This is a genomic window from Caballeronia glathei, assembly GCF_000698595.1.
Taxonomy (GTDB): Bacteria; Pseudomonadota; Gammaproteobacteria; order Burkholderiales; family Burkholderiaceae; genus Caballeronia; species Caballeronia glathei.
The window spans coordinates 125,723-150,581 of record NZ_JFHC01000004.1 but is presented as its reverse complement, the minus strand read 5'-3'; the positions used below and the strand labels follow the sequence as shown (position 1 = coordinate 150,581).

Annotated in this window: 20 protein-coding genes and 2 pseudogenes; 12 read left to right on the top strand and 10 right to left on the bottom strand. The window is 66.6% G+C overall.

Annotation, left to right across the window (positions count from 1 at the left end; translation table 11 throughout):
* The first annotated feature begins 56 nt into the window (after positions 1–56).
* Positions 57–353 (top strand): acylphosphatase, encoded by a 297-nt coding sequence (locus BG61_RS05140; protein WP_035927142.1) that lies wholly within the window; start codon positions 57–59, stop codon positions 351–353.
* On the opposite strand, the gene egtD is transcribed toward BG61_RS05140, so the two are convergent.
* The gene (egtD, locus tag BG61_RS05135; protein WP_035927138.1) at positions 354–1,325 is read right to left on the bottom strand and encodes an L-histidine N(alpha)-methyltransferase; all 972 of its coding nucleotides are present in this window, start codon (positions 1,323–1,325) and stop codon (positions 354–356) included.
* 318 nt (positions 1,326–1,643) lie between these two features.
* Here egtD and rarD point away from each other — a divergent pair, with 318 nt between their 5' ends.
* A complete protein-coding gene (gene rarD / locus BG61_RS05130) occupies positions 1,644–2,618 on the top strand; it encodes an EamA family transporter RarD (RefSeq protein ID WP_035927135.1) in 975 nt (324 codons plus the stop codon).
* 255 nt (positions 2,619–2,873) lie between these two features.
* A complete protein-coding gene (locus BG61_RS05125) occupies positions 2,874–5,051 on the top strand; it encodes a response regulator (RefSeq protein ID WP_051672285.1) in 2,178 nt (725 codons plus the stop codon).
* 95 nt (positions 5,052–5,146) lie between these two features.
* Here the strand turns inward: BG61_RS05125 and BG61_RS05120 are convergent, their stop codons facing one another.
* Positions 5,147–5,620, bottom strand: coding sequence for a hypothetical protein (locus BG61_RS05120; protein WP_035927133.1), 474 nt, complete (start codon positions 5,618–5,620; stop codon positions 5,147–5,149).
* Positions 5,621–5,923: 303 nt separating this feature from the next.
* Here BG61_RS05120 and BG61_RS05115 point away from each other — a divergent pair.
* Positions 5,924–6,244 (top strand): annotated as a pseudogene (locus tag BG61_RS05115) (hypothetical protein); the annotation flags it as partial.
* A 154-nt stretch (positions 6,245–6,398) separates the two neighbouring features.
* Here the strand turns inward: BG61_RS05115 and BG61_RS05110 are convergent.
* From BG61_RS05110 to BG61_RS05100, 3 genes are read right to left on the bottom strand one after another with little or no spacing between them, the layout of a single operon-like run.
* Complete coding sequence (locus BG61_RS05110; protein ID WP_051672284.1) at positions 6,399–6,749, bottom strand: tyrosine-protein phosphatase; 351 nt, start codon at positions 6,747–6,749, stop codon at positions 6,399–6,401.
* Positions 6,750–6,778: 29 nt separating this feature from the next.
* On the bottom strand, positions 6,779–8,104 hold the full coding sequence (locus BG61_RS05105) for an ATP-binding protein (RefSeq protein ID WP_035927129.1): 1,326 nt from the start codon (positions 8,102–8,104) through the stop codon (positions 6,779–6,781).
* Positions 8,101–8,841 carry a response regulator gene (locus BG61_RS05100; RefSeq protein ID WP_035927126.1) on the bottom strand — a complete coding sequence of 247 codons (741 nt, stop codon included), beginning with the start codon at positions 8,839–8,841 and terminating at the stop codon, positions 8,101–8,103. The genes BG61_RS05105 and BG61_RS05100 overlap by 4 nt, the downstream gene beginning before the upstream one ends.
* Before the next feature lie 270 nt (positions 8,842–9,111).
* Between BG61_RS05100 and BG61_RS05095 the strand changes: the two genes are divergently transcribed.
* The gene (locus BG61_RS05095; RefSeq protein ID WP_035927253.1) at positions 9,112–9,849 is read left to right on the top strand and encodes a response regulator; all 738 of its coding nucleotides are present in this window, start codon (positions 9,112–9,114) and stop codon (positions 9,847–9,849) included.
* A 15-nt stretch (positions 9,850–9,864) separates the two neighbouring features.
* Here BG61_RS05095 and BG61_RS05090 read toward each other — a convergent pair.
* A pseudogene (locus BG61_RS05090) lies at positions 9,865–10,410 on the bottom strand (flagellar basal body L-ring protein FlgH); the annotation flags it as partial.
* A 205-nt stretch (positions 10,411–10,615) separates the two neighbouring features.
* On the opposite strand from BG61_RS05090, the gene BG61_RS05085 reads away from it, so the two are divergent.
* Complete coding sequence (locus tag BG61_RS05085) at positions 10,616–10,936, top strand: hypothetical protein (protein WP_035927124.1); 321 nt, start codon at positions 10,616–10,618, stop codon at positions 10,934–10,936.
* Positions 10,937–11,074: 138 nt separating this feature from the next.
* On the opposite strand, the gene BG61_RS05080 is transcribed toward BG61_RS05085, so the two are convergent.
* Positions 11,075–11,626, bottom strand: a complete 552-nt coding sequence (locus BG61_RS05080; RefSeq protein WP_035927121.1) for a transglycosylase SLT domain-containing protein — start codon at positions 11,624–11,626, stop codon at positions 11,075–11,077.
* 183 nt (positions 11,627–11,809) lie between these two features.
* Here BG61_RS05080 and BG61_RS43205 point away from each other — a divergent pair, with 183 nt between their 5' ends.
* On the top strand, positions 11,810–12,079 hold the full coding sequence (locus BG61_RS43205) for a hypothetical protein (protein WP_035927117.1): 270 nt from the start codon (positions 11,810–11,812) through the stop codon (positions 12,077–12,079).
* A 27-nt stretch (positions 12,080–12,106) separates the two neighbouring features.
* Here the strand turns inward: BG61_RS43205 and BG61_RS05070 are convergent, their stop codons facing one another.
* A complete protein-coding gene (locus BG61_RS05070) occupies positions 12,107–13,528 on the bottom strand; it encodes an MFS transporter (RefSeq protein ID WP_035927116.1) in 1,422 nt (473 codons plus the stop codon).
* 173 nt (positions 13,529–13,701) lie between these two features.
* Between BG61_RS05070 and BG61_RS05065 the strand changes: the two genes are divergently transcribed.
* The 4 genes from BG61_RS05065 to BG61_RS05050 all read left to right on the top strand — a co-directional run bounded on the left by BG61_RS05065 (position 13,702) and on the right by BG61_RS05050 (position 18,749).
* Entirely contained in the window at positions 13,702–14,667 is a 966-nt protein-coding gene (locus BG61_RS05065; protein WP_035927248.1) for a GlxA family transcriptional regulator, read from the top strand.
* 138 nt (positions 14,668–14,805) lie between these two features.
* A complete protein-coding gene (locus BG61_RS05060) occupies positions 14,806–16,017 on the top strand; it encodes a M24 family metallopeptidase (protein WP_035927113.1) in 1,212 nt (403 codons plus the stop codon).
* Positions 16,018–16,085: 68 nt separating this feature from the next.
* Positions 16,086–17,345, top strand: a complete 1,260-nt coding sequence (glyA, locus tag BG61_RS05055) for a serine hydroxymethyltransferase (protein ID WP_035927111.1) — start codon at positions 16,086–16,088, stop codon at positions 17,343–17,345.
* 168 nt (positions 17,346–17,513) lie between these two features.
* On the top strand, positions 17,514–18,749 hold the full coding sequence (locus BG61_RS05050; RefSeq protein WP_051672297.1) for a YbfB/YjiJ family MFS transporter: 1,236 nt from the start codon (positions 17,514–17,516) through the stop codon (positions 18,747–18,749).
* 107 nt (positions 18,750–18,856) lie between these two features.
* Here the strand turns inward: BG61_RS05050 and BG61_RS05045 are convergent, their stop codons facing one another.
* Positions 18,857–20,968 carry a phosphocholine-specific phospholipase C gene (locus BG61_RS05045; RefSeq protein ID WP_035927107.1) on the bottom strand — a complete coding sequence of 704 codons (2,112 nt, stop codon included), beginning with the start codon at positions 20,966–20,968 and terminating at the stop codon, positions 18,857–18,859.
* Positions 20,969–21,980: 1,012 nt separating this feature from the next.
* On the opposite strand from BG61_RS05045, the gene BG61_RS05040 reads away from it, so the two are divergent.
* The gene (locus BG61_RS05040) at positions 21,981–23,354 is read left to right on the top strand and encodes an MFS transporter (RefSeq protein WP_081867981.1); all 1,374 of its coding nucleotides are present in this window, start codon (positions 21,981–21,983) and stop codon (positions 23,352–23,354) included.
* A 91-nt stretch (positions 23,355–23,445) separates the two neighbouring features.
* Here BG61_RS05040 and BG61_RS05035 read toward each other — a convergent pair whose 3' ends face one another.
* On the bottom strand, positions 23,446–24,813 hold the full coding sequence (locus tag BG61_RS05035) for an MFS transporter (protein ID WP_035927103.1): 1,368 nt from the start codon (positions 24,811–24,813) through the stop codon (positions 23,446–23,448).
* Positions 24,814–24,859: the final 46 nt, after the last annotated feature.

Below are 24,859 nucleotides of genomic sequence, written 5' to 3'. Positions count from 1 at the left end.
GCGCACACGTTGTCTAAAATGCGGCCTGAATGCACGATGACTCAGGAGAATGCGAAATGCCCGGCCCCGATCTGGATTCACGAATCGAAACCTACTACGTGCACGTGCGAGGCGTCGTGCAGGGCGTCGGCTTCCGGCACCACACCGTGCGGCGCGCGCACGCGCTCGGCGTGCGCGGATGGGTCGCGAATCTGGACGACGGCTCCGTCGAAGTGATGATCCAGGGTTCGGCGAATCAGGTCGATCTGATGCTCGAATGGCTGCGCCGCGGGCCGCCGCATGCCCGCGTCACCGAATTCTTCAGCGAGGAGCGCTTCATCGAAAAGCGCTTCGAGCGCTTCGAGCAGCACTGATCACGCGCGCGCCACCAGCAGGCTTTCCGCGAATCCCCACTCGTCGTCGCGCCATTGATGCGTGCGCTCGAAGCCCGCATCGGCCGCGATCGGCGCGACTTCCTCGGCCGCGTACTTGTGGCTGCTCTCGGTCCAGATCGTCTCGCCTTCCCTGAACTCCACCCGCAGACCGGCGGCGCGCACGTTCACCGTCAGCGCGCGCTTCGCGCGCAGATGCATCTCGATGCTGCGCGCGTCCGGGTTGAAGCGCGCGACGTGCGCGAACGCATCGAGCGGAAAGTCGCCGCCCAGTTCGCGGTTGATCCGCGCGAGCAGGTTCAGGTTGAAGGCGGCCGTGACGCCGATCGGGTCATCGTAGGCGGCGATGAGCGTCGGCAGCGGCTTCATGAGGTCGGTGCCGAGGAGCAGCGCGTCGCCGGGCTTGAGCATGCCGCGGATCGCGCGCAGGAACTTCGTGGCTGCGAGCCGCGAAAAATTGCCGATCGTGCTGCCGAGAAAGAGCACGAGCAGCACTTCGCCGTCGCGCCGGTTCGCGCTGACTTCCGAGAGGCCCGCCAGATAATCGCGCTCGTAACCGACGATCGAAATGCGTTCGATGTCGCCGAGTTCGCGGCGGCAGAGCTGCAAGGCGGTGCGAGAAATTTCAATCGGGTAGTAATCGGTGGGTTGCTTTTTACAAAGCGCCTCGAGAATGCGGCGCGTCTTGCGGCCGCTGCCGCTGCCCAGTTCGGCCACTTTCACGTGCCTCGGCAGGGCCGCGACGATGTCCGTGGCGTGCGCCTTCAGCACGCGTTCCTCGGCGCGCGTGACGCCGTATTCGGGCAGCGCGGTGATGACTTCGAAGAGCGCGGAGCCGACTTCGTCATACAGATACATCGACGGCAGTTCCTTCTGCGGATGGTGAGTGAGGCCGGCGTGGACGGCTTGTGCAAAGGCGTTGGCGAATCTCGGGGATAGTGCGGGCTGGGTCATGACATCTCCATCGATACAGCGTTGTTCTTTCGTGCGCAACGGCGGGCACGGTGTGAAGCGGCTGGTGAAGCGAGGTGATACGACCTGAAGCGGTGGCGCGCCATCGCGCACCGCTCGCATGTACGGAACACCGGCTGACAGCGTCCGTAAGAACCGGGTTCGCCGCGGCAAAAGCCGATTGCGCGGCGGCAAAAAGCAAATAGTGAAGCAAGAAGCGCGCGAGCGCGGCGTATCGACTGCAAGGCCCCAGTGTAGAGAGCGTTTAAAATGGCGCACTTGCGCGCCTAGCGCCCTTTGCGGTTTTTCTCCAGGTCCCCGATGAACCAACATGTACTCGGGCGTGGCATCGCGTTGTCGGTGACCGCGTCCGCGCTTTTCGCGCTGATGTCGGGCTACACGAAGTGGCTCGCGCCGCTCAATGGACTCGACATCTTCGCGTGGCGCATCATGTGGACGCTGCCGGGGGCGCTCGCGCTCGTCGCGCTGAGAAACCGCTGGCCGCAATTGTGCGCGCTCCTCGCAAAGCTTGCTCGCGAGCCGCTGACGCTCGCCGGCTTCATGCTCGTCGCGGCGCAGCTCGGCGTGCAGCTGTGGATCTTTCTGTGGGCGCCGCTGCATGGCCGTGCGCTGGAAGTGTCGCTCGGTTATTTCCTGCTTCCGCTCGTGATGGTGCTGATCGGCCGCTTCCACTACCGCGAGCCGCTCGACGGCCTCCAGTGGGCGGGCGTCGCCTTCGCCACTGTCGGTGTCGCGCATGAACTTTTCGTGACCCGGGCCTTTTCGTGGCCGACGCTCGTGGTGGCGCTCGGTTATCCGCCGTACTTCATGCTGAGGCGGCGCCTGAACGCCGACCCCCTCGTGTCCTTTGCCGTCGAGATGATGCTGCTCGCGCCGTTCGCCTTCGCGATGCTGGTGGCGGGCGGCTCGATCGAGGTCGTCGCGGCCAGGCCGGTCCTGTGGCTGCTGCTGCCCGGCCTCGGCGCGCTCAGTACGATCGCGCTGGGTTCCTACCTGCGCTCGAGCCGCTACCTGCCGCTCGCGCTGTTCGGCATCCTCGGCTACGTGGAGCCGGTGCTGCTCGTCGGCGTCGCGGTGCTGCTGCTCGGCGAGCCGTTTTCAACGGGGCAACTGGGCACCTACGGTCCCATCTGGATAGCGGTTGCGCTCACCGCCGTGCACAGCGGGCGCCTGTTGCGCGACGAGCGCGCGAAGCGCCGCGCGCTGCCGATCGCCGAGCAGCATGCGAGCGTCGAACACGAGACGGGCGCGGCGCAACTGGAAAAGGTGGACTGAGGCGCACGAGGCCGCGCACCGACGTATGCGCTTTTTACATTCCTTTCCCTCATTTGCCTGACATTCGCGCGGGACAGCGGACCGGGAAGCGGGCCGCTGCGGCTGCGCAGGCCGCTGGACGGGCGCGCCGGGTCACTGGCGCAGGGTTTGCTTGAATGCCCGATCACGTTCGCGGCACGCGAGCGCCGCCCACCGTCCGTCGCCCACCCTCGTCAGCCAAGATCGATGATCGACCGGTCCACTTCAGAACCCGCGATGGCGCGTCTCGACGACGCAGGTTCGCCAGCGTATCCCGCACCGCCGGCCATGGACGGGGCGGTGCCGGCGGCGTTGTCCTCCGCGGCAGGGCTCGCGCCCGCTCGCAGGCCCGGTCCCGCGTTCGAATCCGTGGCGGTTTCAGTGCCGTTTTTTCGCAGCGTGCTGAACGGCAGCCTGGACTGCATCGAGATCCTGCGCCGCGACGGCACGCGCGAATTCATCAACGACCACGGCATCGGCCTGCTGGAAATCGACGACTTCGCGCCGCTGCGCGGCAAGCCCTGGGCGTCGATATGGCCCGACGAAGCGCGCGAGAAGGCGAAGAACGCAATCGACGCCGCGCTCGCGGGCAGTCACGCGCGCTTCGAAGCGGCGTGTCCGACGGCCAGGGGCAACCTGAAGCACTGGGAAGTCACGGTGTCGCCGGTGCCCGATGCGCCGGGGGGCGCCGCCGGCGTCGAATGGATGGTGTCGATTGCGCGCGATGTCACCGGCCGCGTGCTCGCGCAACGCTCGCTCGATGCCGCGCTGCACGAAGGCGCCGCGCTGCGCGAGGCGCTCGCGGCACAGCAAGCGGCCTTCGACGAACGCATCGCCGACGCCGCCGGCGCGTTCAGCGCGGGCGAGGCCGAGCGGCGCGAGGCGCAGGCGATGAGTGCGCGGGCGGACAAGATGGAGGCGATCGGCAAGCTGACGGGCGGCGTCGCGCACGACTTCAACAACGTGCTTCAGGTGATCGGCGGCAATCTGCAGCTCGCGGCGCAGCACGCGCCGATGGACGAGGTCCTCATGCGCCGCCTCGCAAGCGCGCACGAAGCGGTCGAGCGCGGCGCGGGCCTCGCGTCGCAATTGCTCGCGTTCGCACGGCGCCAGCCGCTGGAGCCGGTCGCGATCGACATCGGCCGGTTCGTGCACACCTGCGAGCCGACGCTGCGGCGCGTGATGGGCGAAGCGATCGAGCTGGAAGCGGTGATCGCGGGCGGGCTCTGGAACACTTTCGCGGACCGGCATCGCCTGCAGAACGTGATCGTGAGTCTTGCCATCAATGCCCGCGATGCGATGGAAGGCGCGGGCAAGCTCAGCATCCGCGTGGACAACGCTCAGGTCGACGGCGGCGTGCACCTTGGCGAAGACCTCGCGGACGGCCAGTACGTGACGATCGCGATGTCCGACACCGGCCGCGGCATGACGCCCGGCGTGCTCGCGCACGCGTTCGACCCGTTCTTCACGACCAAGTCCGACGGACGCGGCACGGGGCTCGGCCTCAGCATGGCCTACGGCTTTCTGCGGCAGACGGGCGGCCACGTCCGCATCGACAGCGAGGCGGGGCGCGGCACGACGGTCACGCTTTATCTGCCGCGCACGACGGACGAAGAGGCGCAGCCCGAGGACACCGCGAACGAGCCCGTGAGGGGCGGCACGGAGACGATTCTCGTCGTCGAGGACGATCCGGATGTGCGCGCGACCGTGGTCGACATGCTCGCGCAACTGGGGTATCGCGTGCTGAAGGCGGCAGACGCGCAAAGCGCGCTGACCGTGCTCGACAGCGGCGCGCACATCGACCTGCTGTTCACCGATGTCGTGATGCCGGGGCCGGTGCGCAGCATCGAACTCGCGCGCCGCGCGAAGGAGATGATGCCCGCCATCGGCGTGCTGTTCACCTCGGGCTACACGGAGGGCGCCATCATGCACGACGGGCGGCTCGACCCGGGCGTCACGCTGATCGGTAAGCCGTATCGACGCGACGCGCTCGCGCGCAAGGTGCGCTCGATGTTCCGCGGCAAGGCGCCATCTCAGGCAGACGCGCCGAAGGCGCTGCGCGTGCTCATCGTCGAAGATGATGTCAACACGCGCGAGGCCACGCGCGAACTGCTGCAACTGCTGGGCGCGCAGGTGACCGACGCGCCGAACGCGCGCGCCGCGCTCGCGCTTTTCAGGGCCGATGCGTTCGACGTGCTGCTGACCGACGTGCGCATGCCCGGCATGTCGGGCATCGAGCTCGCGCGCGAAGCAAGGCGCGTGCAGCCGGGCCTGCGCGTGGTGTTCGCCTCGGGCTATGGCGCGGGCATCTCGTCGGAGCTGGGCGCGGACATGACGGGTATCGCGCTGCTGCCGAAGCCCTTCGATCTCGACGCGCTCGAAAAGGCCGTGTTCCCGCCGGGCGCGCGCGCATAAAAAAGGCGAGTCCGAAGACTCGCCTTGGCGAGTGCACATCGACGCCGCGAACCAATCACGGCGCCATGTGCGCGATGCCCGGGCGACGCACCCCTTTATTTTTTCGCTGCGTCGACCTTCGCATCGGCGGCCGCCTTGTTCGCGTCGCTTTGAGCCTCGACTTTTTCCTTGTCGGCCTTCGCTTGAGCCACGTTGGCATCCTTGGCGGCTTCGTGCTTCTTCTTGTCGGCCTTCGTCTGGGCCGTGTGCTTCTTCTGGTTCGCCTTGGCTTGCGCCTTCGCAGCATCGCCGCGTGCGTCGGAGGCTTCCTCCGGCGTGGTCGCCTTCGCTAACTTCGCGGCTTCCTTGTCGGCGTCGGCCTGCGCCGATGCCTTGTCCTCGTTCGCCGATGCCTGCGCCTTCGCGGCATCGTGCTGTGCCTCGGCCTTCTTCTTGTTGGCCGTGGCCTGCGCTTCGGTCTTTTCGCTGTTTGCCTTCAGTTGGGCCTTGCCTGCGTCGGTCGCGGCGGTTTGTGCGAACGCGGTCGTGACGAGCAGGGCGGATGCGAGAGCGGCGACAATCTTCTTCATGGTTTTACCTCCTCTGAAAGTGCACCGGGATTCGTTCGGTGCTGAGCGTAACAACGTGGGGCGGGCGAGCGTCGTTGACGGCTTTCGGGTGACAAACGGTAACGAGTGGCGACCAAATGAAACGGCGCCGGTAAGAAGATCCGGCGCCCGATAACACCTGGAAAGGAGTTACCTGATTGCGGTGTCTTTCGACGCTTGAGCCGGGGCGCAACGGGCAGAACATGGCGATGCGCAAACGCTTCATGCGCGATGAAAGCCACTCTTACCGACTCCCCTGATCCGCCATGCCAGCCCACTACAAGTGCGTCCGGCGACTTCGTGCCCGCGCTTCAGCTCGCGTTGCAGCGGCGCGGCGTGAACTCGATGGTCTACAACCCGGGCACTTCGCCGCCCGGCTGCGAGGCGATGCTCGTCTACGGCGCGACGACGGACTGGGACCACCGCGCATTCAGCGACCAATGGACCGCGTATCTTTCCGCCATCGATCTGACGCTGATGCAGCGCGGACGCATTCTCGTGACGGCCCGCTACGAGACGCGCGGCCTGAACGCCGACCGCTTTGCGAGCGCGAGCCAGAAGGTGGACGCGCTGATCGGGCGGACCGTGGTCGCGAACGCCGAATAGCGCGGTTGTACGTGTTGCGCTGCTTCCTTACCTTCGCTTACACATCGCGTAATGGAGCGCCGCGCGATGCTATTTTGCAGGCGGAGTTGATCACCGATCCCTCTTCGGCCCGCCCGCTTTCATCACGGCGGGCCGCTTTTTCGTCCCGCCCCGGCTACGCGACGAGCTTCGCGCGCAGCATCCCGGCGTCGTCCTGCATCACGCCGAGCCCCTTGCCGAGATAGTCGGCGAGGGTGCCGAAGCGCTGCTGCATCTCATCGAACGCGGCCTGCAGCGTGCCCCTTCCGCGCGAAAGAGCGGTGCGGCGGCGGGCTGGCCCGCGCGGTCGATGCGCGCCTCGATCGCCGCGGCCGCACAAGGTGTTCGTCAGAAGATAGTCCTCGATGATCACGTCGCACGCCGACAGCAGGTTCGCACCGAGTCCGGACAGGATCACGGCGCGTGCGCTGCCGTGGAGAAACGCGCGGCGCGTCAGGCACGCCGCGCGCATGGTCGATGCAAACATCTCGTGGTCTGGTTTTTGTCTTGACGCGTTCAAGCGAGCGGCTGCGCGTGAGCGGAGGCCGGCGCCTGCTGGCCGGCGGGTATCGAGATCCGCACGACGAGCCCGCCGTCTGGCGCGTTCGTCACGTCGCAGCGGCCGCCGTGGTCGCGCGCGAGACGATCGACGATCGCGAGCCCGAGGCCGCAATGGCCGTCGCCGCTGCGCGCGGGATCGAGCCGCACGAACGGCCGCTTCGCGTCTTCGATACGCTCCGCCGGAATGCCGCCGCCGTGATCGCGCACCTCGACGATCCATTCGCCGCCGCGCCGCGCGCTGCGAATCTCGACGGGCGGTTCGCCGTGTTCGAGCGCGTTGTCGACGAGATTCGTCACCAGCCGGTCGATGAGCGTGCGCGGCAGGCGAAACGCGTCGCCCGCTTCCAGCGACAGCGCGAAAAGCGGCGTGTCGCCATCCTCGGGCAGCGAAAACTGCTCGGCGAGAAAACTGTCCACGCCGACCTCCGGTCCCGTCGATGGCGCGCGCGCCGCGAACTCCAGGAACTGCTGCACGATGCGCGTGAGCGAATCGATGTCACGGATGAAGTTGCCGCGCTCGGTGTCGTCGTCGACCAGCACGCTCGCGCGCAGCTTGAGCCGGGTGAGCGGCGCCTTCAGGTCGTGCGCGATGCCGGCGAGCATCACGGCCCTTTCGTCGTCGGCGTCGTTGATTCTCCGCATCATCTGATTGAACGCGCCGATCAGGTCGCGCAGCTCGCGCGGCCCCTGTTCCGCGACCGGCACCGGCCGCTCGCCGCCGCCGAACTGCCGCGCGACCTGCGCGACGCGCGAGAGCGGCCGCTGCAACTGCCACGCCGCGACGAGCGAGAGGATCACCGCGCCGATCAGCATTGCGACCGATTCCATCACGAGCGGCGGCGGCGGTGGAAGGTCGATCGGCGTGACGATCCAGTTGCTGCTCGCGGGGTAGCGGACCCAGAGCCGCGGCGCGTGCTTGGATTCGCCGTCGACAGCCAGTTGCGTGCCTGCGGGCAAAACCTCGGACAGCTGCCGCGCAAGACGCCCGAGGCGCGTCTTCGCGGGATCGCGCAGCGTGAGGGCCGGCGGCATGTTCCAGACGGGCACGAGATGCACGTGCATCGCGCGCGCGAGACGCGCCCCGTGCGATGCGTCGCTGTTCGCGGCCTCGATCACGAGCAGCAGGCCGCGCGCGTAGCCGTCGGCGTCGTGATGCGGCCGCTGGATGGTCAGCACCGTGAACCAGCCCGCCTGAACGACGAGCAGCACGGCCATCGAAATCAGCGCCATCCGTCCGAACAGCGAATTGAACGGATTGTGCCGCGCGTTCTTCGTCTTCATCGGTGCTGTGCGCCCGCTGCGTCGAAGGCAGCGCCATTCGCATCGGGAACGAAGACATAGCCCTGTCCGCGCACCGTCTGCACATGGCGCGGATGCGAGGGATCGTCTTCGATGAGGCGGCGCAGGCGCCAGATCGGCACGTCGAGACTGCGCTCCCGGAACGCGATGTCGTCGCGATGGACCAGATCGTGAATCAGCACGCGCGAGAGCACCTTGTACGGATGCTTGATGAACACCTTCAGCAGCGCGAACTCGCTGTCGCGCAAGGGCATGCGCTCGTCGTCGGTGATGAGCGCGCGCGTGACGAAGTCGAGTTCGAAGCGCCCGAAGCGCTGCCGCGCGCGTGCTTCCGGTTTGCTCGTCGCTGCCGGTTCGCGCCGCCGCAGCACCGTTTCGATGCGCGCGAACAGCTCGCGCGGGTCGAAGGGCTTGGCGAGATAGTCGTCCGCGCCGGCTTCGAGGCCCGTCACCGTGTCCGTCACGCTGCCGCATGCGGTCACGAAGATCACCGGGATATCGTCGCCCGCCGCGCGCAATTGTTCGAGCGCACGCAGGCCGTCCGTGTCCGGCATCATGATGTCGAGCACGACGATCGACGGCCGCTCGAGTTCGAGCCGCCGCCGCAGGCCGCTGCCATCGTGAAGCACGGAGACGTCGAGCCCGCGGGTTCTGAGAAAGCGGCACAGCAGATCGCGCACCACTGGATCGTCGTCGACGATCAGTACCGATGTAGTCATCCCGAAATTCTAGTCGCGCATCGCGAAATTATTCCTTTCAGGCCCTCGCGCGTGCGTTACCATTTCTTACGAAGTGTTGTGCGGCGAACGTCGGTTGTTCCCGGCGGCGCATCAGAAAGCCCCTTTATTTATAGGCTCAAACGATGGTTTGCATGACCGGCGAGAGCGGCGGCCGTAAGGAGGCATGCATCCCGGCAGTGTGGAAAAAGGAAAGATAGGGAAAGGATTCGGTGTCACGAAAAAGTGGCACTGCATCTTAAAATCGATCGCATGACTCATCATGTCCTGATCGTCGACGACGACCCCGTAGTGCGCGACCTCGTTCGCGAATATCTTCAAGGCCACGGATACGCGGTCTCCGTGCTGCACGACGGCGCGAGCCTGAAACGCCGGCTCGATGCCGAGCGCCCCTCGATCGTGGTGCTCGACGTGATGATGCCCGAGCAGGACGGCATCAGCGCGCTGCGTGAGCTGCGCGGCACCGGCGACGACATTCCCGTGATCTTTCTCACCGCGCGCTCCGACGTGATCGATCGCGTGATCGGCCTCGACCTCGGCGCCGACGACTATCTCGCCAAGCCGTTCGATCCGCGCGAACTCGTCGCGCGCATCCGCACGGTGCTCAGGCGGCGCGACGCGGCCGTTCCCGGCGCGCCGGAGAATCGTCCGCCGTACCGGTTCGGTCCGTTCGAAGTCGATTTCGCCGCGCGCGAGCTGCGCCGCAACGGCGAGCGCGTGCCGCTGCGTTCGGGCGAGTTCGCTACGCTCAAGATTTTCGTGAAGAACGAGATGACGGTGCTCACGCGCTCGCAACTCAACGAGAAGCTGCGCGGGCAGGCGGGCACGTATCGCGACCGCAGTCTCGACGTCTCGATCTGGCGCCTGCGCAGGCTGCTCGAAACCGATCCGTCCGAGCCGCGCTACGTGCAGACGGTGTGGGGGCAGGGCTACATCTTCGTGCCGCAGGGCGAGACCGGCGCGGCCGAGCGCGCCGCATGGTGTGCGTAGAAATACACGGGCGTGCTAGAAAGTCAGCACGCTCATGAAGAGACGTTGCAGCCAGCCCATCGTCGTGGAGTCGGCCAGCATGCCGACGCCTGCCTGTTCGATGCGCGCGTTCGCCACCTTGTTCGACGGCACGTAGTTGCCCGTCTCGATGTCCTTCGGGTTCACGATGCCCGAAAGGCGCAGCCTGTCCTGATTGCCGCTCATCGCGATCATCTTGTCGCCCGCGACGATCAGGTTGACCGAAGGAAGCGTGCCGATCACCGATGCCGCGAGCGTGCCGGACATCGCGCTCGCGTTCTTCGTATTGCCTTCGTCCTTGAAGCTCGTGCTTGCCGAGCCGACGTTGAAGAGGCGGGCGAGGCGGGCCGCGGCGCCCGTCGACTTGTCGGCGGCCTCCGCGCTGATGCTGCTCGCGAGGTTCGCGGCGGCGTCCGCGGAATCGCTGCCCTGATAGGTTTCTGCGAGGCGGATCGTGAGCACGTCGCCGACGCGCTGTGCACGCGGCGGTTCGTAGAGCGAGAGCGCATTGCCCGCCTGGAAGATCGCGCCTTGCGTGTTGACGGCGCTTTCCGCGGGTCCTTACGACGCGTTACGCGTGTCTTCGTGCTTCCGCGCTCTCGCTGCACGCGAGCGCTTGCGAATACACGCTCCTTGAAGCGCCGCGCATGTTTCCGCTGAAATCTATGGTTACCAACTGCAGCAGTTATTTCTTCGCGAGCCACTTAATATGCCTTCACGTCCCGACGATCGGGATCTGGAGAAACTCATGAAACGCGCAGCAGTAGCCTTTTTGATGATCGGCAGTTTGTCGGTAGCGGGACCGGCCTTCGCGCACGGTTACGGCGGTGGCGATGGTGGCGCCATTGCCGGTGCGCTGATCGGCGGAGCGGTGCTGGGTGCGCTGGTGGGATCGGTCGCGAACGCGGCGCCGGTCTACGCGGCGCCCGTCTACTCCCAGCCCGTGTATGCACAACCGGTCTACGCGCAGCCCGCGCCGCCGGCGGGCTATTGTTTCGATGACTACCGCCGTGCGTATGTGCCGTGCGGTCCGGCTCAGCCGTACGCGTATCCGCAGCCGGCGTGGTAAGCATCGCATGCGTGGCGGCCTGGCCTCTCGTGCCGCGGTGTCATGCCGAGATGTGAAACGGCAGTGCACGTCGCTTGCGACGCCGGGTGCGGCATGTAGCTTCGCGCGCCAGGCGCGGATGCGGAGGAAGGAGGGAGCTTACTTGCCCGCGTCGTCGCGGGATGGGGCGGCGGGTTCGAAGCTCTTCGCGCGCAGGCTGACCTTTTCGGCGTAGGCCTTCGATCCGCCATAGCTCTTGAGCGCGGCGCCGACGTCGCCCTGTGCGGACTGAATGTAACCGTGCAGGATGGCGGAGCCCGCTTCGATGTTGGCATCCGCCTCGGTGAGATCGACGTTTCTCACGAGCCGCTTGTGCGCGCTCGGCACGACCTGCATCAGGCCGGTGGCGCCGTTCGCACCTCGCGCTTTTTCCTTGAAGCGGGACTCGATGGAGATGATCGCGAGGAGGAGCGCGGGAGGAAGGGAATACTTCGATGCTGCGGACATCACGGACGCTGAAATCTGCTCGGCCTTCACACGCGCGATACCGAACTTCTCGGAGATGAGCCGCGATATCTGACGGCTCGCCTGCCGTTCCGTCTGGTCCTGTTGATCCGTGCTTTCTTTCCGGTCCTGTTGTGCGTTCTCCTGCGCGCCGACGGCTTGCGTCAGGCTGAGCGAGAGAACCAGCAGGAACAGTAATCGGCGCATGGCAATAAGGCAACTGAAGACGCTCGCATTATACCGATACAAAAAATCCTTGCAAATCATGCGGTTGTAAGCTTCCGGGCGGCACGCATCCACTCGATGCAAGACTCGGTAAGCGGGAGCGCGTCAAGCTTGCCGGCGCGCTTGCCGTACTACCGTCGATTGAATCTGGTGAGGAAACGTCCAATGCAGATCGGCAACGCAACGACATCCGCCTGCCAACCGGCGATGCGTGACGGCGCATCGCGGGCCAGGGAGTCGCCGGATAGCGGCAGCGGCACGCAAAAATCAACCGAACAATTCGCCGAACCGTCCGCGCTCAAGTCGTTCGCTTACGGCACGCTCGGCCTCGAGCGGCCCGAAGCAGCGGCGGCCAACACCGACGGCTTCTACACGGCCGGCAAGTGGGTCGCGGCTGCGGCGACGGTCGGCGGGATCAAATCGCTCTTCGTCTGAGCCGATGGCGACGAGGCAGCGCAGCCGTCACCGCGCTTCCGTATGGCTCGCCGGCTTGCGCCCCGACGCCGAGATGCCAGCGCCCGCGTCCTGCGAAAGCCGCGCGAACATCGGCCACGACGCGATCACTATCAGCGCGGTCACGAGAAACGCGCAGGCGAGCTGCCAGCGCTCGGCGTGCGCGTTGCCGGACATGAGCATCGTGACCTGGATCGTGCCGGCCGCGACCGTGACGCCGACCGCCTTCATCAACTGCTGCGCGGTGCCCTGAAACGAGGTCGCCGCGGCCAGCTTCTGCCGGGGCACGTCGGCGAATGCGAGCGCGCCCATCGTCGCGAAACTGAGCGAGCGGCTCAGTCCGCCGATGAGCAGCAGCACGAAGATCGCGCTCGCGGGCCATGCCTGCGACATCGTCGAGCAGATCGCGAGCACCACCGCGAACGAGACGCTGCCCGCGCACAGCACCGTTCGCACGGAGAAGCGCCGCAGGGCGAGGGCCGTCATCGGGCGCATGCAGAACGAGCCGAGCGCGCTCGCGAACGTGACGAGCCCGCTTGCCGATGCGCTATAGCCGAACCCCGCCTGCAGCGTGAGCGGCACGAGGAACGGCAGCGCACCCGCGCCCGCGCGAAAGAGGCTGCCCGCGATGGTCGCCGCGTGGAAGGTGGGAATCGACAGCAGCGCGAAGTCGACGGCGGGATTCTCGACGCGCAGGCAATGCCGCACGGCGACGCCGAAGAGCAGCACGCCCGCCGCGGCGCATACCCACGGCAGCGCATCCGGCAGCACGCCGCGCCCCGCGCTTTCGATGCCGATCATGAAGAGCGTGAGCGACCCGCCGACGAGCAGCATGCCGCGCACGTCGGGCGGGGCGGGCGCTTCGGGCCGGGACGGCGGCAGGAGCCGCCATGTCAGCACAAGACCGGCGACGCCCACCGGCACGTTGACCCAGAAGATGCTGCGCCACGAGAGCGCGTCGGTGAGAAAGCCGCCGAGCGGCGGGCCCAGCAGCGGACCGATCAGCGCGGGCATGGTGAGCCACGTGGTGGCCTGCAGCAATTCCTCGCGCTTCACGCCCCGAAAGAGGATCAGGCGCCCGACCGGCACCATCATCGCGCCGCCGAGTCCCTGCGCGATGCGCGCGGCGATCAGCTCGGGCAGGCTCGTCGCGGCCGCGCACGCGATGGAGGCCAGCGTGAACGTGGCGATGGCCCACATGAACACGCGCCGCGCGCCGAAGCGGTCGGCTACCCAGCCGCTCGCCGGAATGAAGACCGTCAGCGCGACGAGATACGCGGTAATGGCGCTGCTCAGATGCACGGGGTCGACGCCCAGGTCGCGCGCCATCGCGGGAAGCGCGGTTGCGACGATCGTGCCGTCCATGTTCTGCATGAACAGGGCGCTGGCGACGACGGCTGCGGTGATGCGAAAGTTTCCGGTTGAGTTCACGAGATTGCGAAACGGCGATGCCCTGCTTCACGCGTTGGATGAATGACCCGCCAAGTCTACTGGAGCGAGCGAGCCGGCTACACTTTCTCCGTACTAGAATGCACGAACCCTTCGCCCACGCTTCGCGCGCTTTCACCGTGTCACAGTCACCCGACATCCAGACGACCGACGGCATGCACGATCTGCGCGTGACGAAATACGGCTTCCTGCTGCTCGACGATTTCTCGCTGATCGCGCTCAGCGCGGCCGTCGATCCGCTGCGCATCGCGAACATGGTCGTCGGGCGGCGGGTGTACGACTATCAGCTGCTCGGCGCCGGCGGCGAAATCGTGCGTTCGAGCGACGGCATCCGCGTCGTCCCCGATGCGGCGATGGCCGGCAGCGACGCGTTCGACGCGGTCTTCGTCGTCGGTCCCAATCCGATTCCGCGCAAGGGCATCGGCGCGGTGCTCGACTGGCTGCGGCTGCAGGCGCGCCGGGGCACGGCGCTCGGCGGCCTCGACACGGGCAGCTATTTTCTCGCGCGCGCGGGGCTCCTGAACGGCTATCGATGCACGATCCACTGGGAGGACCAGGACACGCTCGTCGAGCAGTTTCCGCGCCTGACCGTCTCCAACCGCCTGTATGAAGTGGATCGCGACCGCTATACGTGCAGCGGCGGCATCGCGCCGCTCGACCTGATGGTGCATCTGCTCGGCACCGCGCCCGGCAGCCGCTCGCTTGCCGCGCGCGTGCTCGAACTGCTCGTCGCGGAACGGCGCAGCCACGAGCAGCGCCAGCGCACGTCGCTGCGCCAGTACATGGGCGCCGAGCACGCGAAACTCGAAGAGGCGCTTCAGTACATGGAGAGCAACGTCGAGGAAGCGCTCTCGGTGGCGGAGATTGCGGCGTACATCAAGGTGTCGCAGCGGCAGCTCGAACGCTGGTTTCACGAGCGGCTCGGCAAGACGCCCGCGCAGGCGTACATCGAGATTCGCCTGCTGCGCGCGCGCCAGCTGCTCTACCGGACGTCCAAGCCGCTGGAGGAGGTCTGCGCGCGCACCGGCTTCGCTTCCACCACGCACTTCGCCACGCGCTACAAGGCGCAGTTCCAGATCTCCCCGAGCGCCGATCGCAGGCGCTATCAGAACGCGCTCTAGCGGACCTTTTTCCGCTGTGTCGGTGAAAACCCTTGCCGTCGAATTTGCAAAGGGCGGCGTCGAATGCGGAAATGTTCAGAATCGCCGAACTCCTACCATTGGCTCACGGGAAATCACCTGTCACCAAGGAGCGAGTGAATGAAAATGGAGAACCTGATCCGCATCGAGAACGGCGAGAAAGTGCCGCACACGTTCTCGGACGCCGAATGCGCAAACCGCCAGACGAAGCTGCGCGAGCTGATGGCGCGCGAGAACATCGATGCGGTGCTGTTCACCTCGTATCACAACATCAACTACTACGCGGACTTTCTGTACTGCTCGTTCGGCCGCAAGTACGGGCTCGTCGTCACGCCGAAGAAGGTCGTGTCGATCAGCGCGAACATCGACGGCGGACAGCCGTGGCGCCGCACGGTAGGCGACTACAACGTCGTCTACACGGACTGGCAGCGCGACAATTTCTTTCGCGCGGTGCAGGGCGAGATCGGCAATCGCGGGCGCGTGGGCGTGGAGTTCGACCAGATGCCGGTCGAGACGCTCGCGAGGCTGAAGGCAGCGCTCCCCGACGCGCAGTTCGTCGATATCAGCGCGCAGACGATGCGCATGCGCATGATCAAGTCCGCCGAGGAAATCGAGGTCATCACGAACGGCGCGGCGGTGTGCGACGTCGGCGGCGCCGCGCTTGCGGCCGCCGTGCATGAAGGCGTGCCCGAACACGAAGTCGCGCTGGCTTCCACGGAGGCGATGGTGCGCGAGATCGCGCGCCGCTACCCGCATTCCGAACTGATGGACACGTGGACGTGGTTCCAGTCCGGCATCAACACGGACGGCGCGCACAACCCGGTCACGACGCGCAAGGTGCAAAAGGGCGACATCCTGAGCCTGAACTGCTTTTCGATGATCGCGGGCTACTACACGGCGCTCGAACGCACGATGTTCTTCGATCACTGCACCGACGAGCACCTGCGCCTCTGGAAGGTCAACGTCGAAGTGCACGAGGCGGGGCTTGCGCTCATCAAGCCGGGTGCGCGCTGCTGCGACATCGCGCATGAACTGAACAAGATCTACGCCGAATACGGCCTGCTGAAATACCGTACGTTCGGCTACGGGCATTCGTTCGGCGTGCTGTCGCACTACTACGGGCGCGAAGCGGGGCTCGAACTGCGCGAGGACATCGAGACGGTGCTCGAGCCGAACATGGTCGTCTCGATGGAACCGATGATCATGCTCCCGCAAGGGCTGCCGGGCGCGGGCGGCTATCGCGAGCACGACATCCTCGTGATCGGCGAGAAGGGCGCCACCAACATCACCGGCTTTCCGTACGGCCCCGAGAAGAACATCATCGCGGCGTGAGCGGTCCGGCCCGTCGTGCGGCGGCAGCCGCGCGACGCATCAGGCATGAACGAAGCAGGAGAGGTCCAGTGTTTTCAGCGGAGCAAACCATTGCAGGATTCGATCCGGATCTCGCCGACGCGATGCGTCGCGAGCGCCGGCGTCAGGAAGAACATATCGAGCTGATCGCGTCCGAGAACTATGCGAGCCCGCGCGTGCTCGAGGCGCAGGGCTCGGTGCTCACCAACAAGTACGCGGAAGGCTATCCGGGCAAGCGCTATTACGGCGGGTGCGAGCATGTCGACGTGGTGGAGTCGCTTGCGATCGAACGCGCGAAGCGCCTCTTTGGCGCCGGCTATGCGAACGTCCAGCCGCACAGCGGATCGCAGGCGAACGCGGCCGTCTACATGGCGCTGCTCTCGCCGGGCGACACGATTCTCGGCATGAGCCTCGCGCACGGCGGCCATCTCACGCACGGCGCGAAGGTGTCGTTCTCAGGGAAGCTCTATCGCGCGTTGCAGTATGGCGTCGATACGGCGAGCGGCCTGATCGACTACGACGAACTCGAGCGCCTCGCGCTCGAACATCGGCCGAGGATGATCGTCGCGGGCTTCTCGGCGTATTCGCGCGTGCTCGACTTCGCGCGTTTTCGCGCGATCGCGGACCGCGTCGGCGCGTACCTGTTCGTGGATATGGCGCATGTCGCGGGGCTCGTGGCAGCGGGGCTCTATCCGAATCCGCTGCCTTTCGCGGACGTCGTCACGACCACGACGCACAAGACGCTGCGCGGTCCGCGCGGCGGGCTGATTCTCGCGAAGGCGAACGAGGAGATCGAAAAGAAGCTCAGCTCGATGGTCTTCCCGGGCACGCAGGGCGGGCCGCTCATGCACGTGATCGCGGCGAAGGCGGTCGCGTTCAGGGAGGCGCTCGGCGCGGAGTTCGTCGAGTATCAGCGGCAGACCCTGGCGAATGCGCGCGCGATGGTCGCGGTGTTCAGGGAGCGCGGCTACGACGTGGTGTCCGGCGGCACCGACGACCATCTGTTCCTCGTGAGCCTGATCGCGCGCGGCATCACGGGCAAGGACGCGGATGCCGCGCTCGGACGCTCGCACATCACGGTCAACAAGAACGCGGTGCCGAACGATCCGCAGTCGCCGTTCGTGACGAGCGGCATCCGCATCGGCACGCCTGCCATCACGACGCGCGGCTTCGGGCAAGCGGATGCCGCGCTCACCGCGACGCTCGTCTGCGACGTGCTCGACGACATCGGCAACGCGCAGGTCGAGGCGCGCGTGCGCGAGCGGGTGGGCGCGTTGTGCCGGCGCTATCCGGTGTACGCCGGACTATAGGGCAGGCGGGCCGGGCGGCGCGCGAGGGTTGCTGCGGTCTTAACGGCGGCGCCCGCGCGCGATACCATACGCCGACGTCCCGCTTGCGCACGCGAGCGGGCCCGACGACCGCCACCCCAGGAAGCGATGACGCACGAAACAGGCAGCAGCGCAGCACGACCCGCGACGATGAAACGTCATCTCGCGGACGAACCGCCTGATCGCGCGACGCCCTCGCGCACGCAAACGCTTGCGCTCGCGGCGGGTCTTTCGCTTGGCAGCGCGATCGCGCTCGGCCTCACGCGCTTCTCGTACGCGCTGCTGCTGCCTTCGATGAAAGGCGATCTTGCGTGGAACTTCGCGCAGGCCGGTGCGATGAACACGGCGAACGCGCTGGGCTATCTGATCGGGGCGCTCGTGTTTCCGCTGTGCTCGCGGCGCTGGACGGCAAGCGCGTGCTTCGCCGGCGGCTGCATCGCGACCGCGCTGCTGATGATCGTGAGCGGCGTGGTGTCCGACACCAATGCGCTACTAGCGCAGCGGACCGCGACTGGCATCAGCAGCGCGTTCATCTTCGTCGGCGGGGGCGTGCTGGCTGCGCGTCTCGCGTCCTCGCATCCACGCGATGCGGGTCTCGTCCTCGGCCTGTACTACGGCGGCGCGGGATGGGGCATCGCCGCGTCCGCGCTGCTCGTTCCGTTCACGATACGAAGCGGCCCGCACGGCTGGCAGCCCGCGTGGCTCGCGCTCGCGGCGGCCTGCGCGCTGCTGTCGGTCGCGGCCATCGTCGCCGCGCGAAGGATCGGGCGCGGCGAACCGGCGAAGGCGCCAAAGGACGAAGCCGCCGCCGCATCCGGCCTGTCCGCCGATGCGCCGGCCTCGTCGCGCTTCGCCTTCATGCTCGGGGGCTACTTTCTCTTCGGCGTGGGCTATATCGGGTACATGACGTTCATCATCGCGTTGCTGCGCGACGCCGGCATGAGCGCGGCTGTCGTGACGGGCTTCTACGTGCTGCTCGGCGTGGCGACCGTGATCTCGGCGAAGCTCTGGTCGGGGCTCCTGAACCGGATGCGCGGCGGACAGGCGCTCGCCGTGCTCAACGCGCTGCTCGCGCTTGCCACGCTGATGCCGGTGATGTTCGCGTCCGCGGCCGTCGCTTTTGTTTCCGGTGCGCTTTTTGGCGCGACGTTCCTCTCGGCGGTGGCATCGACCACCGCATTCGTGCGCCACAACCTGCCCGCGGCGCGCTGGGCGCAGGGCATCAGCGCATTCACGATCGTGTTCGCCTTCGGCCAGATCGTGGGGCCGATGGCGATCGGCTTCGTCTCCGACGGCGCGGGACTGGCGCGCGGGCTCGTCTACTCCGCCATCCTGCTCGCGGCGGGATCGGTGCTCGCCGTGCTTCAGAAGCCCTTGCGCGGTTAGCCTCGGGAGCGCCTTGTTTGCCGAAGCCGAGCGGGCGCCGAATGCAAAACGGGCAGCAGCCCGGAAAAGAGCCGCTGCCCGCGTGCCTTCCGCGTTCAGGCGCCGAGTCAGGCGCCGAGAGCCGGATCGCTCTTGCTGTCGCGGCCCGTTTCGACGTGACCAGCGAGGCGTCGGCTGAAGGCGTGGTCCGAATCCACCGTCACCTGTACGTCGTACCAGCCGTGCGCATGTCGCAGGTCGAGGTACAGATCGACCGTGTCGCCGCCCCGCACACGGCGCTTGATGACGGTGCGCGGGTCGTAGGCGTCGACCACGGTGAACTCGCATCGCGCAGAGCCGAGGTTCTTCAGGCGCAACTGCAGATTGCCGTTCGCGACGTCATAGCCTTCCGCGACTTCCGGCTGGGCGCGCTCGTCTGCGCCCCACCCGTGCCGTTCGGAATGCTTGCCGGCAATGCGCCGCAAGAAGCCGTTCGGACCGTGGATCGTGAAATCGAACGTGCCGTCGGCGTCGAGCATCAGGCGGTCCGAGAGACGCTTGCCCGCTTCAACGGTATAGGTGCGCGGCGCGTCCGTGCTCATCGCCTTGTAGAGCAGAAACACTGCGCCCGCGCGGCCGGTGTTGACGAACTCGATCGACAGGCGCTTGCCGGATTCCTCCGCATGCGTGCGCACGAAGAACTCGTAGGGCAGCGCGCGGGCCGGACGCACGCCCGGCTCCTGCTTCGGCACGGCCTGCGAGGCCGGCGGCTGGGGCACGTAGTCGGGGTGACGCTTCTTGTCGGCCGGGACGTAGCCGCTCGTCGAGGGGAGCGAAGGAAACGCCTCGTTGGGGTTGGCGAAGTTGAACGCCGAGGTGAGGTCCCCGCAGATCGCGCGGCGCCACTGCGAAATGTTCTTTTCCCGTATGTTGTTCCTGTGACCGAAACGCTTCTCGATGAATTGAATCACCGACGTGTGATCGAAGGTCTCCGAGCAGACCCAGCCGCCCTTTGACCACGGCGACACGACGAACATCGGCACGCGCGCGCCGAGTCCATAAGGACCGGGCGCGAAGTTCGCATTGCCTGCGAAGACCTCATCGCTGGTATCGACCGTGGACAGTCCGTTCGCGCTCGACGCCGGTGCGAACGGCGGCACCAGGTGATCGAAGAAGCCGTCGTTCTCGTCGTAGTTGATGAGGAGCGCCGTCTTGCTCCAGACTTCGGGATTCGACGTGAGGATCTGCAGCACCTGATCGATGTACCACGCGCCGTAGTTGGCGGGCCAGTTCGGATGCTCAGAATAGGCTTCCGGCGCGACGATCCACGACACCTGCGGCAGCGTGTTGTTCTGCACGTCACGCCTGAGGATGTCGAAGTAGCCTTCGCCCGCGGCCGCGTTGGTTCCGCGACGGGCCTTTTCGTACAGAGCGCTGCCCGGCTGCGCATTCTGGTACTGCTTGAAGTAGAGCAGCGACGTGTCGCCGTAGTTGCCGATGTACGGGTCCTGCGTCCAGCCCCAGCCGCCCTTGGCATCCAGCCCCGTGCCGATGTCCTGATACACCTTCCACGAGATGCCCGCCCGCTCCAGCACCTCCGGATAGGTGGACCATCCGTAGCCCGCTTCCGCATTGTCGAGGACCGGGCCGCCGCCCGTGCCGTCGTTGCCCACATAGCCCGTCCACAGGTAGTAGCGGTTCGGGTCGGTCGAGGTATTGGACGAGCAGTGGTACGCGTCGCAAATCGTGAAGGCGTCCGCCAGCTGGTAGTGGAACGGGATGTCGTCGCGCGTGAGGTAGGCCATCGTCGTCGCGCTCTTGTACGGCACCCACTGGTCATAGCGTCCGCCGTTGAACGAGCCGAGGCCGCTCGACCAGTCGTGCGGCAGGTCCTCCAGAAACTGCAGGCCGAGATTCGGCGCGCCCGGATGGAACGGCAGCACTTCGCCCGCTCCCGCGGCGAGCGGCTGGTGGAACACGGATTTGCCGTTCGGCAGGGTGACCGCGCGCGTGTCGCCGAAACCCCGCACACCCCTCAAGGTGCCGAAGTAGTGGTCGAACGAGCGGTTCTCCTGCATGAGCACGACGATGTGCTCGATGTCCTCGATCGATCCATGCCGGTTATGCGCGGGAATCGCAAGGGCGTTGCGAATGCCAAGGGGCAGTACGTTGAGCGCAGTGGCAGCACCTGCTGCCTGAGCGGCTGCGCGCAGGAATTCACGTCGATTTTTTGATGTCATGTTGTTCGCACTTGAGGCTGGTGGGAGGAAACGGGGCTATTCGACGGTATGGATGACCGGCGGGGCGAGCGCGTCGGACGCCGGCTGCGCCAACGACTGCACAGGAGGCTGCGGCGAAGGCGCCACGCCGGCGGTTGCTTGCTGCGCCCAGCTCTGCAGGCTGCTGACGGCTTCCTGCTGCTGCGGCACAGCGTCTTCGGCATGGGCGGACGGTGTCGGCGCGGGGTCGCTCCGGTCTGCATCCGAGCACGCGCAAACGATTGCGCAAGCGGCCACGCAAAGAAGCGTCCGCAAGCGGCGCTGCCTTTCCTGCCGTGCGCGCGAGGGCGTGGCTGGAGCGGGGAATACGGTGGTTCTCCGGCAGAAGTAGGCAGGCATTCTGGACGCGCGTTCCTTGAAGAGGTTGAAAGGATAGGTACGCAATGTGTAAGGGATGTGACTCGAATGAGTCAGATGTGTTTAGGGCGGCGCCCACAGCGGGAAGCCCGGCGACATTGGGCGTGCTCGAGGTTCGCTGGCGACTGCTCGAGAACCTGGCGCCTGCGCTTCATGCGAATCGCGCGAGCGGGGCGAGAAATGGGGCTGCATTTTTTTCCCCAACGGACGCCGGGGGACGCCGGGGCGCAGGGCGCTACGAAACCCTCGCGATCCGGGCGCTTGCGCGCGGTGGCGGCCCGTACCGCAGTGCTTTTTGCCGACCTCGGTTTGTCGCCGCCCCACGTTGGTCGCGCGCCTCCCGTGGTAAACCCGGCACGACGATTTCAGCAAGTCTTGCGTCGATTCCAAAAATTTTCCGATCTTGTGAACTTCTACTATTTGCTCCAGCGAAGTCGAGTTCATCAAAGGAGCAAGCACATGAAACGCATTGGAGCGTCCCGTTTTCGCGGCGCAGGATCGGGCGCGGGCTGTTGTGCCTAGCCGCCTGATTCGTCGCACAACCCCGCCGGTGAAGCGGCCCGAGAGCCGCCGCCGATCGCACGGCAGTCTCACGATTCACGTTTGGAGAGAACGAATGAGTTCAACGAAAGCGGTTTCCGGCCACGCCTCGGGCGCTGGCATCGTGGCGCACGACGGCATCGCGCCGTCGTCAAGCGCACCCGCGCAGCCGGCCGCCGATCCGCGGCTGCTCCGGCGCGCGGCGGTGGCGAGCTTCATCGGCAACTTTGTCGAGTGGTTCGACTATGCGTCGTACGGCTATCTTGCGACGATCATCGCGGTAGTCTTCTTCCCTCAGTCCGATGCGATGAGCGGACTGCTCGCCGCGTATGCCGTGTTCGCCATCTCGTTCATCGTGCGGCCGCTCGGCGGCATCGTGTGGGGGCATTTCGGCGACAAGATCGGGCGGCGCTCGGCGCTTTCGCTCTCGATCCTCATCATGTCGTGCTCGACATTCCTGATCGCGTTCCTGCCGACCTACGCGCAGGTCGGCATCCTCGCTCCGATCCTGCTGCTCGTCGTGCGGCTGGTGCAGGGATTTTCCGCATCGGGCGAATATGCGGGTGCGTCGGCGTTTCTCGCCGAATACGCGCCGCCGGGCAAGCGCGGCATCTATACGAGCATCGTGCCCGCGAGCACCGCGGCGGGCCTGCTGTTCGGCTCGATCTTCGTCGCGGTGATGCATGCGGTGCTGACATCGGACCAGATCCAGTCGTTCGGCTGGCGCCTGCCGTTCCTGCTCGCCGCGCCGTTCGGGCTGATCGGCCGCTACATTCGGGTTCGTCTCGAAGACACGCCCACGTTCAAGGCGCTCGAAACCTCGCATCAGGTGGCCCGTGCGCCGGTGAGGGAACTGCTCGGCATGCATCGCGGCAAGATGCTGATTGCGTTCGGCGTGACGTGTCTGAACGCGGTGGCGTTCTACCTCGTGCTGAGCTACATGCCGACGTATCTGTCGACGGAGATGGGCGTGAGCGAGACGGCGTCGTTCATTGCCGCCACCATTTCGCTTGCGGCGTATATCGGCTTCGTGTTCGTGATGGGCGCGCTGTCGGATCGCGTCGGCAGAAAGACGATGCTGATCGGCGCATCCATCCTCTTCGCCGCGCTGACGGTTCCGCTCTTCAAGGGGCTGGTCGGCGCGAGCTTCGTGACGATCGTGATGATCCAGATTGCATTCGGCGCGCTCCTCACGATGAACGACGGCACGCTGCCGTGCTTTCTCTCCGAGATCTTCCCGACGCGCGTGCGCTACAGCGGCTTCGCGTTCAGCTTCAACGCGGCGAACGCGCTCTTCGGCGGGACGGCGCCGTTCATCGCGACGTGGCTGATCAGCGTGACGGGCAACAAGCTTGCGCCGGCGTGGTATCTCGTGGGGGCATCCGCGGTTGCGCTCGTGGCGATGCTCGCGAGCAAGGAGACGTCGCGCGGGCCGCTTGATAATGGTTGAGGTTTTCGGGCGGTGATGATTGGCGGCCGTCGATGCCCTTGCCGCCAATCCGGTCTGCGGGGCGCCGATGGTAACCCCCCGCGCGCCCGCGTCACTCCGCCGAAGAAACGCCCTCCGCCACGCGGCCCCGGCTCACGTCGTCACGCGTGCTCAACGCCCCGAGCGCGAACGCGGCCACGAACGCCGGCGCCGCGAGCAGCGTGAGCACCGCGCCGAACTGCAGCCCCATGCTCATCATCAACCCGCCCGTCATGGCGCCGGCCACGGCGCCCATCCGCCCGATGCCGAGCATCCACGCGACCCCGGTGGCCCGGCTGCGCGTCGGATAGAACGCGGCGGCGAGCGCGGACATCGACGTCACCGCGCTCGTGACCGCCGTACCCGTCAGAAAGATCAGCACGCTCAGCCAGAACTGATCCGCGACGCCGCGTCCGATCGTCAGCACGAGCCCAGCCGCGAACACGTAAGCCATGGCATTGACGCGCCGCGCGTTCGCGCGGTCCATCACCCAGCCGAGACACAGGTTGCCGAGAATCCCGCCAAGCGGAAACAGCGACGTCGTGAGCGCCGCACGCTCCGCGCTGAAGCCGGCGTCCTTGAAGAGCGTCGGCAGCCAGTTCGTGAGCAGGTAGAAGATCATCAGGCCCATGAAGTACGCGAGCCACAGCATCGCCGTGCCGAACCGGTAAGGGCGCGATATCACGAGGGCGAGCGCGGACTTGCCGGCCGCGCTGCTGCGCGCATCGGTCGCGGTGAACGCGCAGCCGTCGGGAAGCCGGTCCCCCGCGATACGGCGCAGCACGCGCGCCACGCGCTCGGCCGGGCGCTTCTTGATCACCATGAACTGCGCCGACTCCGGCAGGAGCAGGATCAGGAGCACGCTCAGCACGAGCGGTCCGACCCCGCCCGCGACGAGCACACTCGGCCAGCCGAAGTGCGGGATCATCCACGCGGCGCACAGGCCGCCGACCGACAGGCCGACGGAAAAGCCGCAGAACATCGTGTTGACCGCGATCGAACGAATGCGCGCGGGCGCATATTCCGACATCAGCGTGACCGCGTTCGGCATCGCCGCGCCGAGGCCGAGCCCGGTGAGAAAGCGCAGCACGGTGAGCGATTCGACCGACCCCGCATGCGCCGACGCGAGACTCCACGCGCCGAAGAAGAACACCGACAGCACGAGCACCGTCTTGCGCCCGAAGCGGTCGGCGACCGGCCCTGCCGCGAGCGCGCCGGCGCCGAGCCCGACGAGCGCCGCGCTCATCACCGGTCCGAGCGCCGCGCGGCTGATCCCCCAGTCGCCGATCAGCGAAGGCGCGATGAAGCCGACCGCGGCGGTATCGAAGCCGTCGGCGGCGACCACGAGGAAACAGAGGATCAGGATCGTCCACTGATACGGCGAGAAGCGCTGATCGTCGATGTACTGCTGGACGTCGATCGTGCGGGTCGAATGGCTCATTGCATGCCTCCTTTGGCGTTTGCGCTCGGCGCGGATGCGTCTGTCA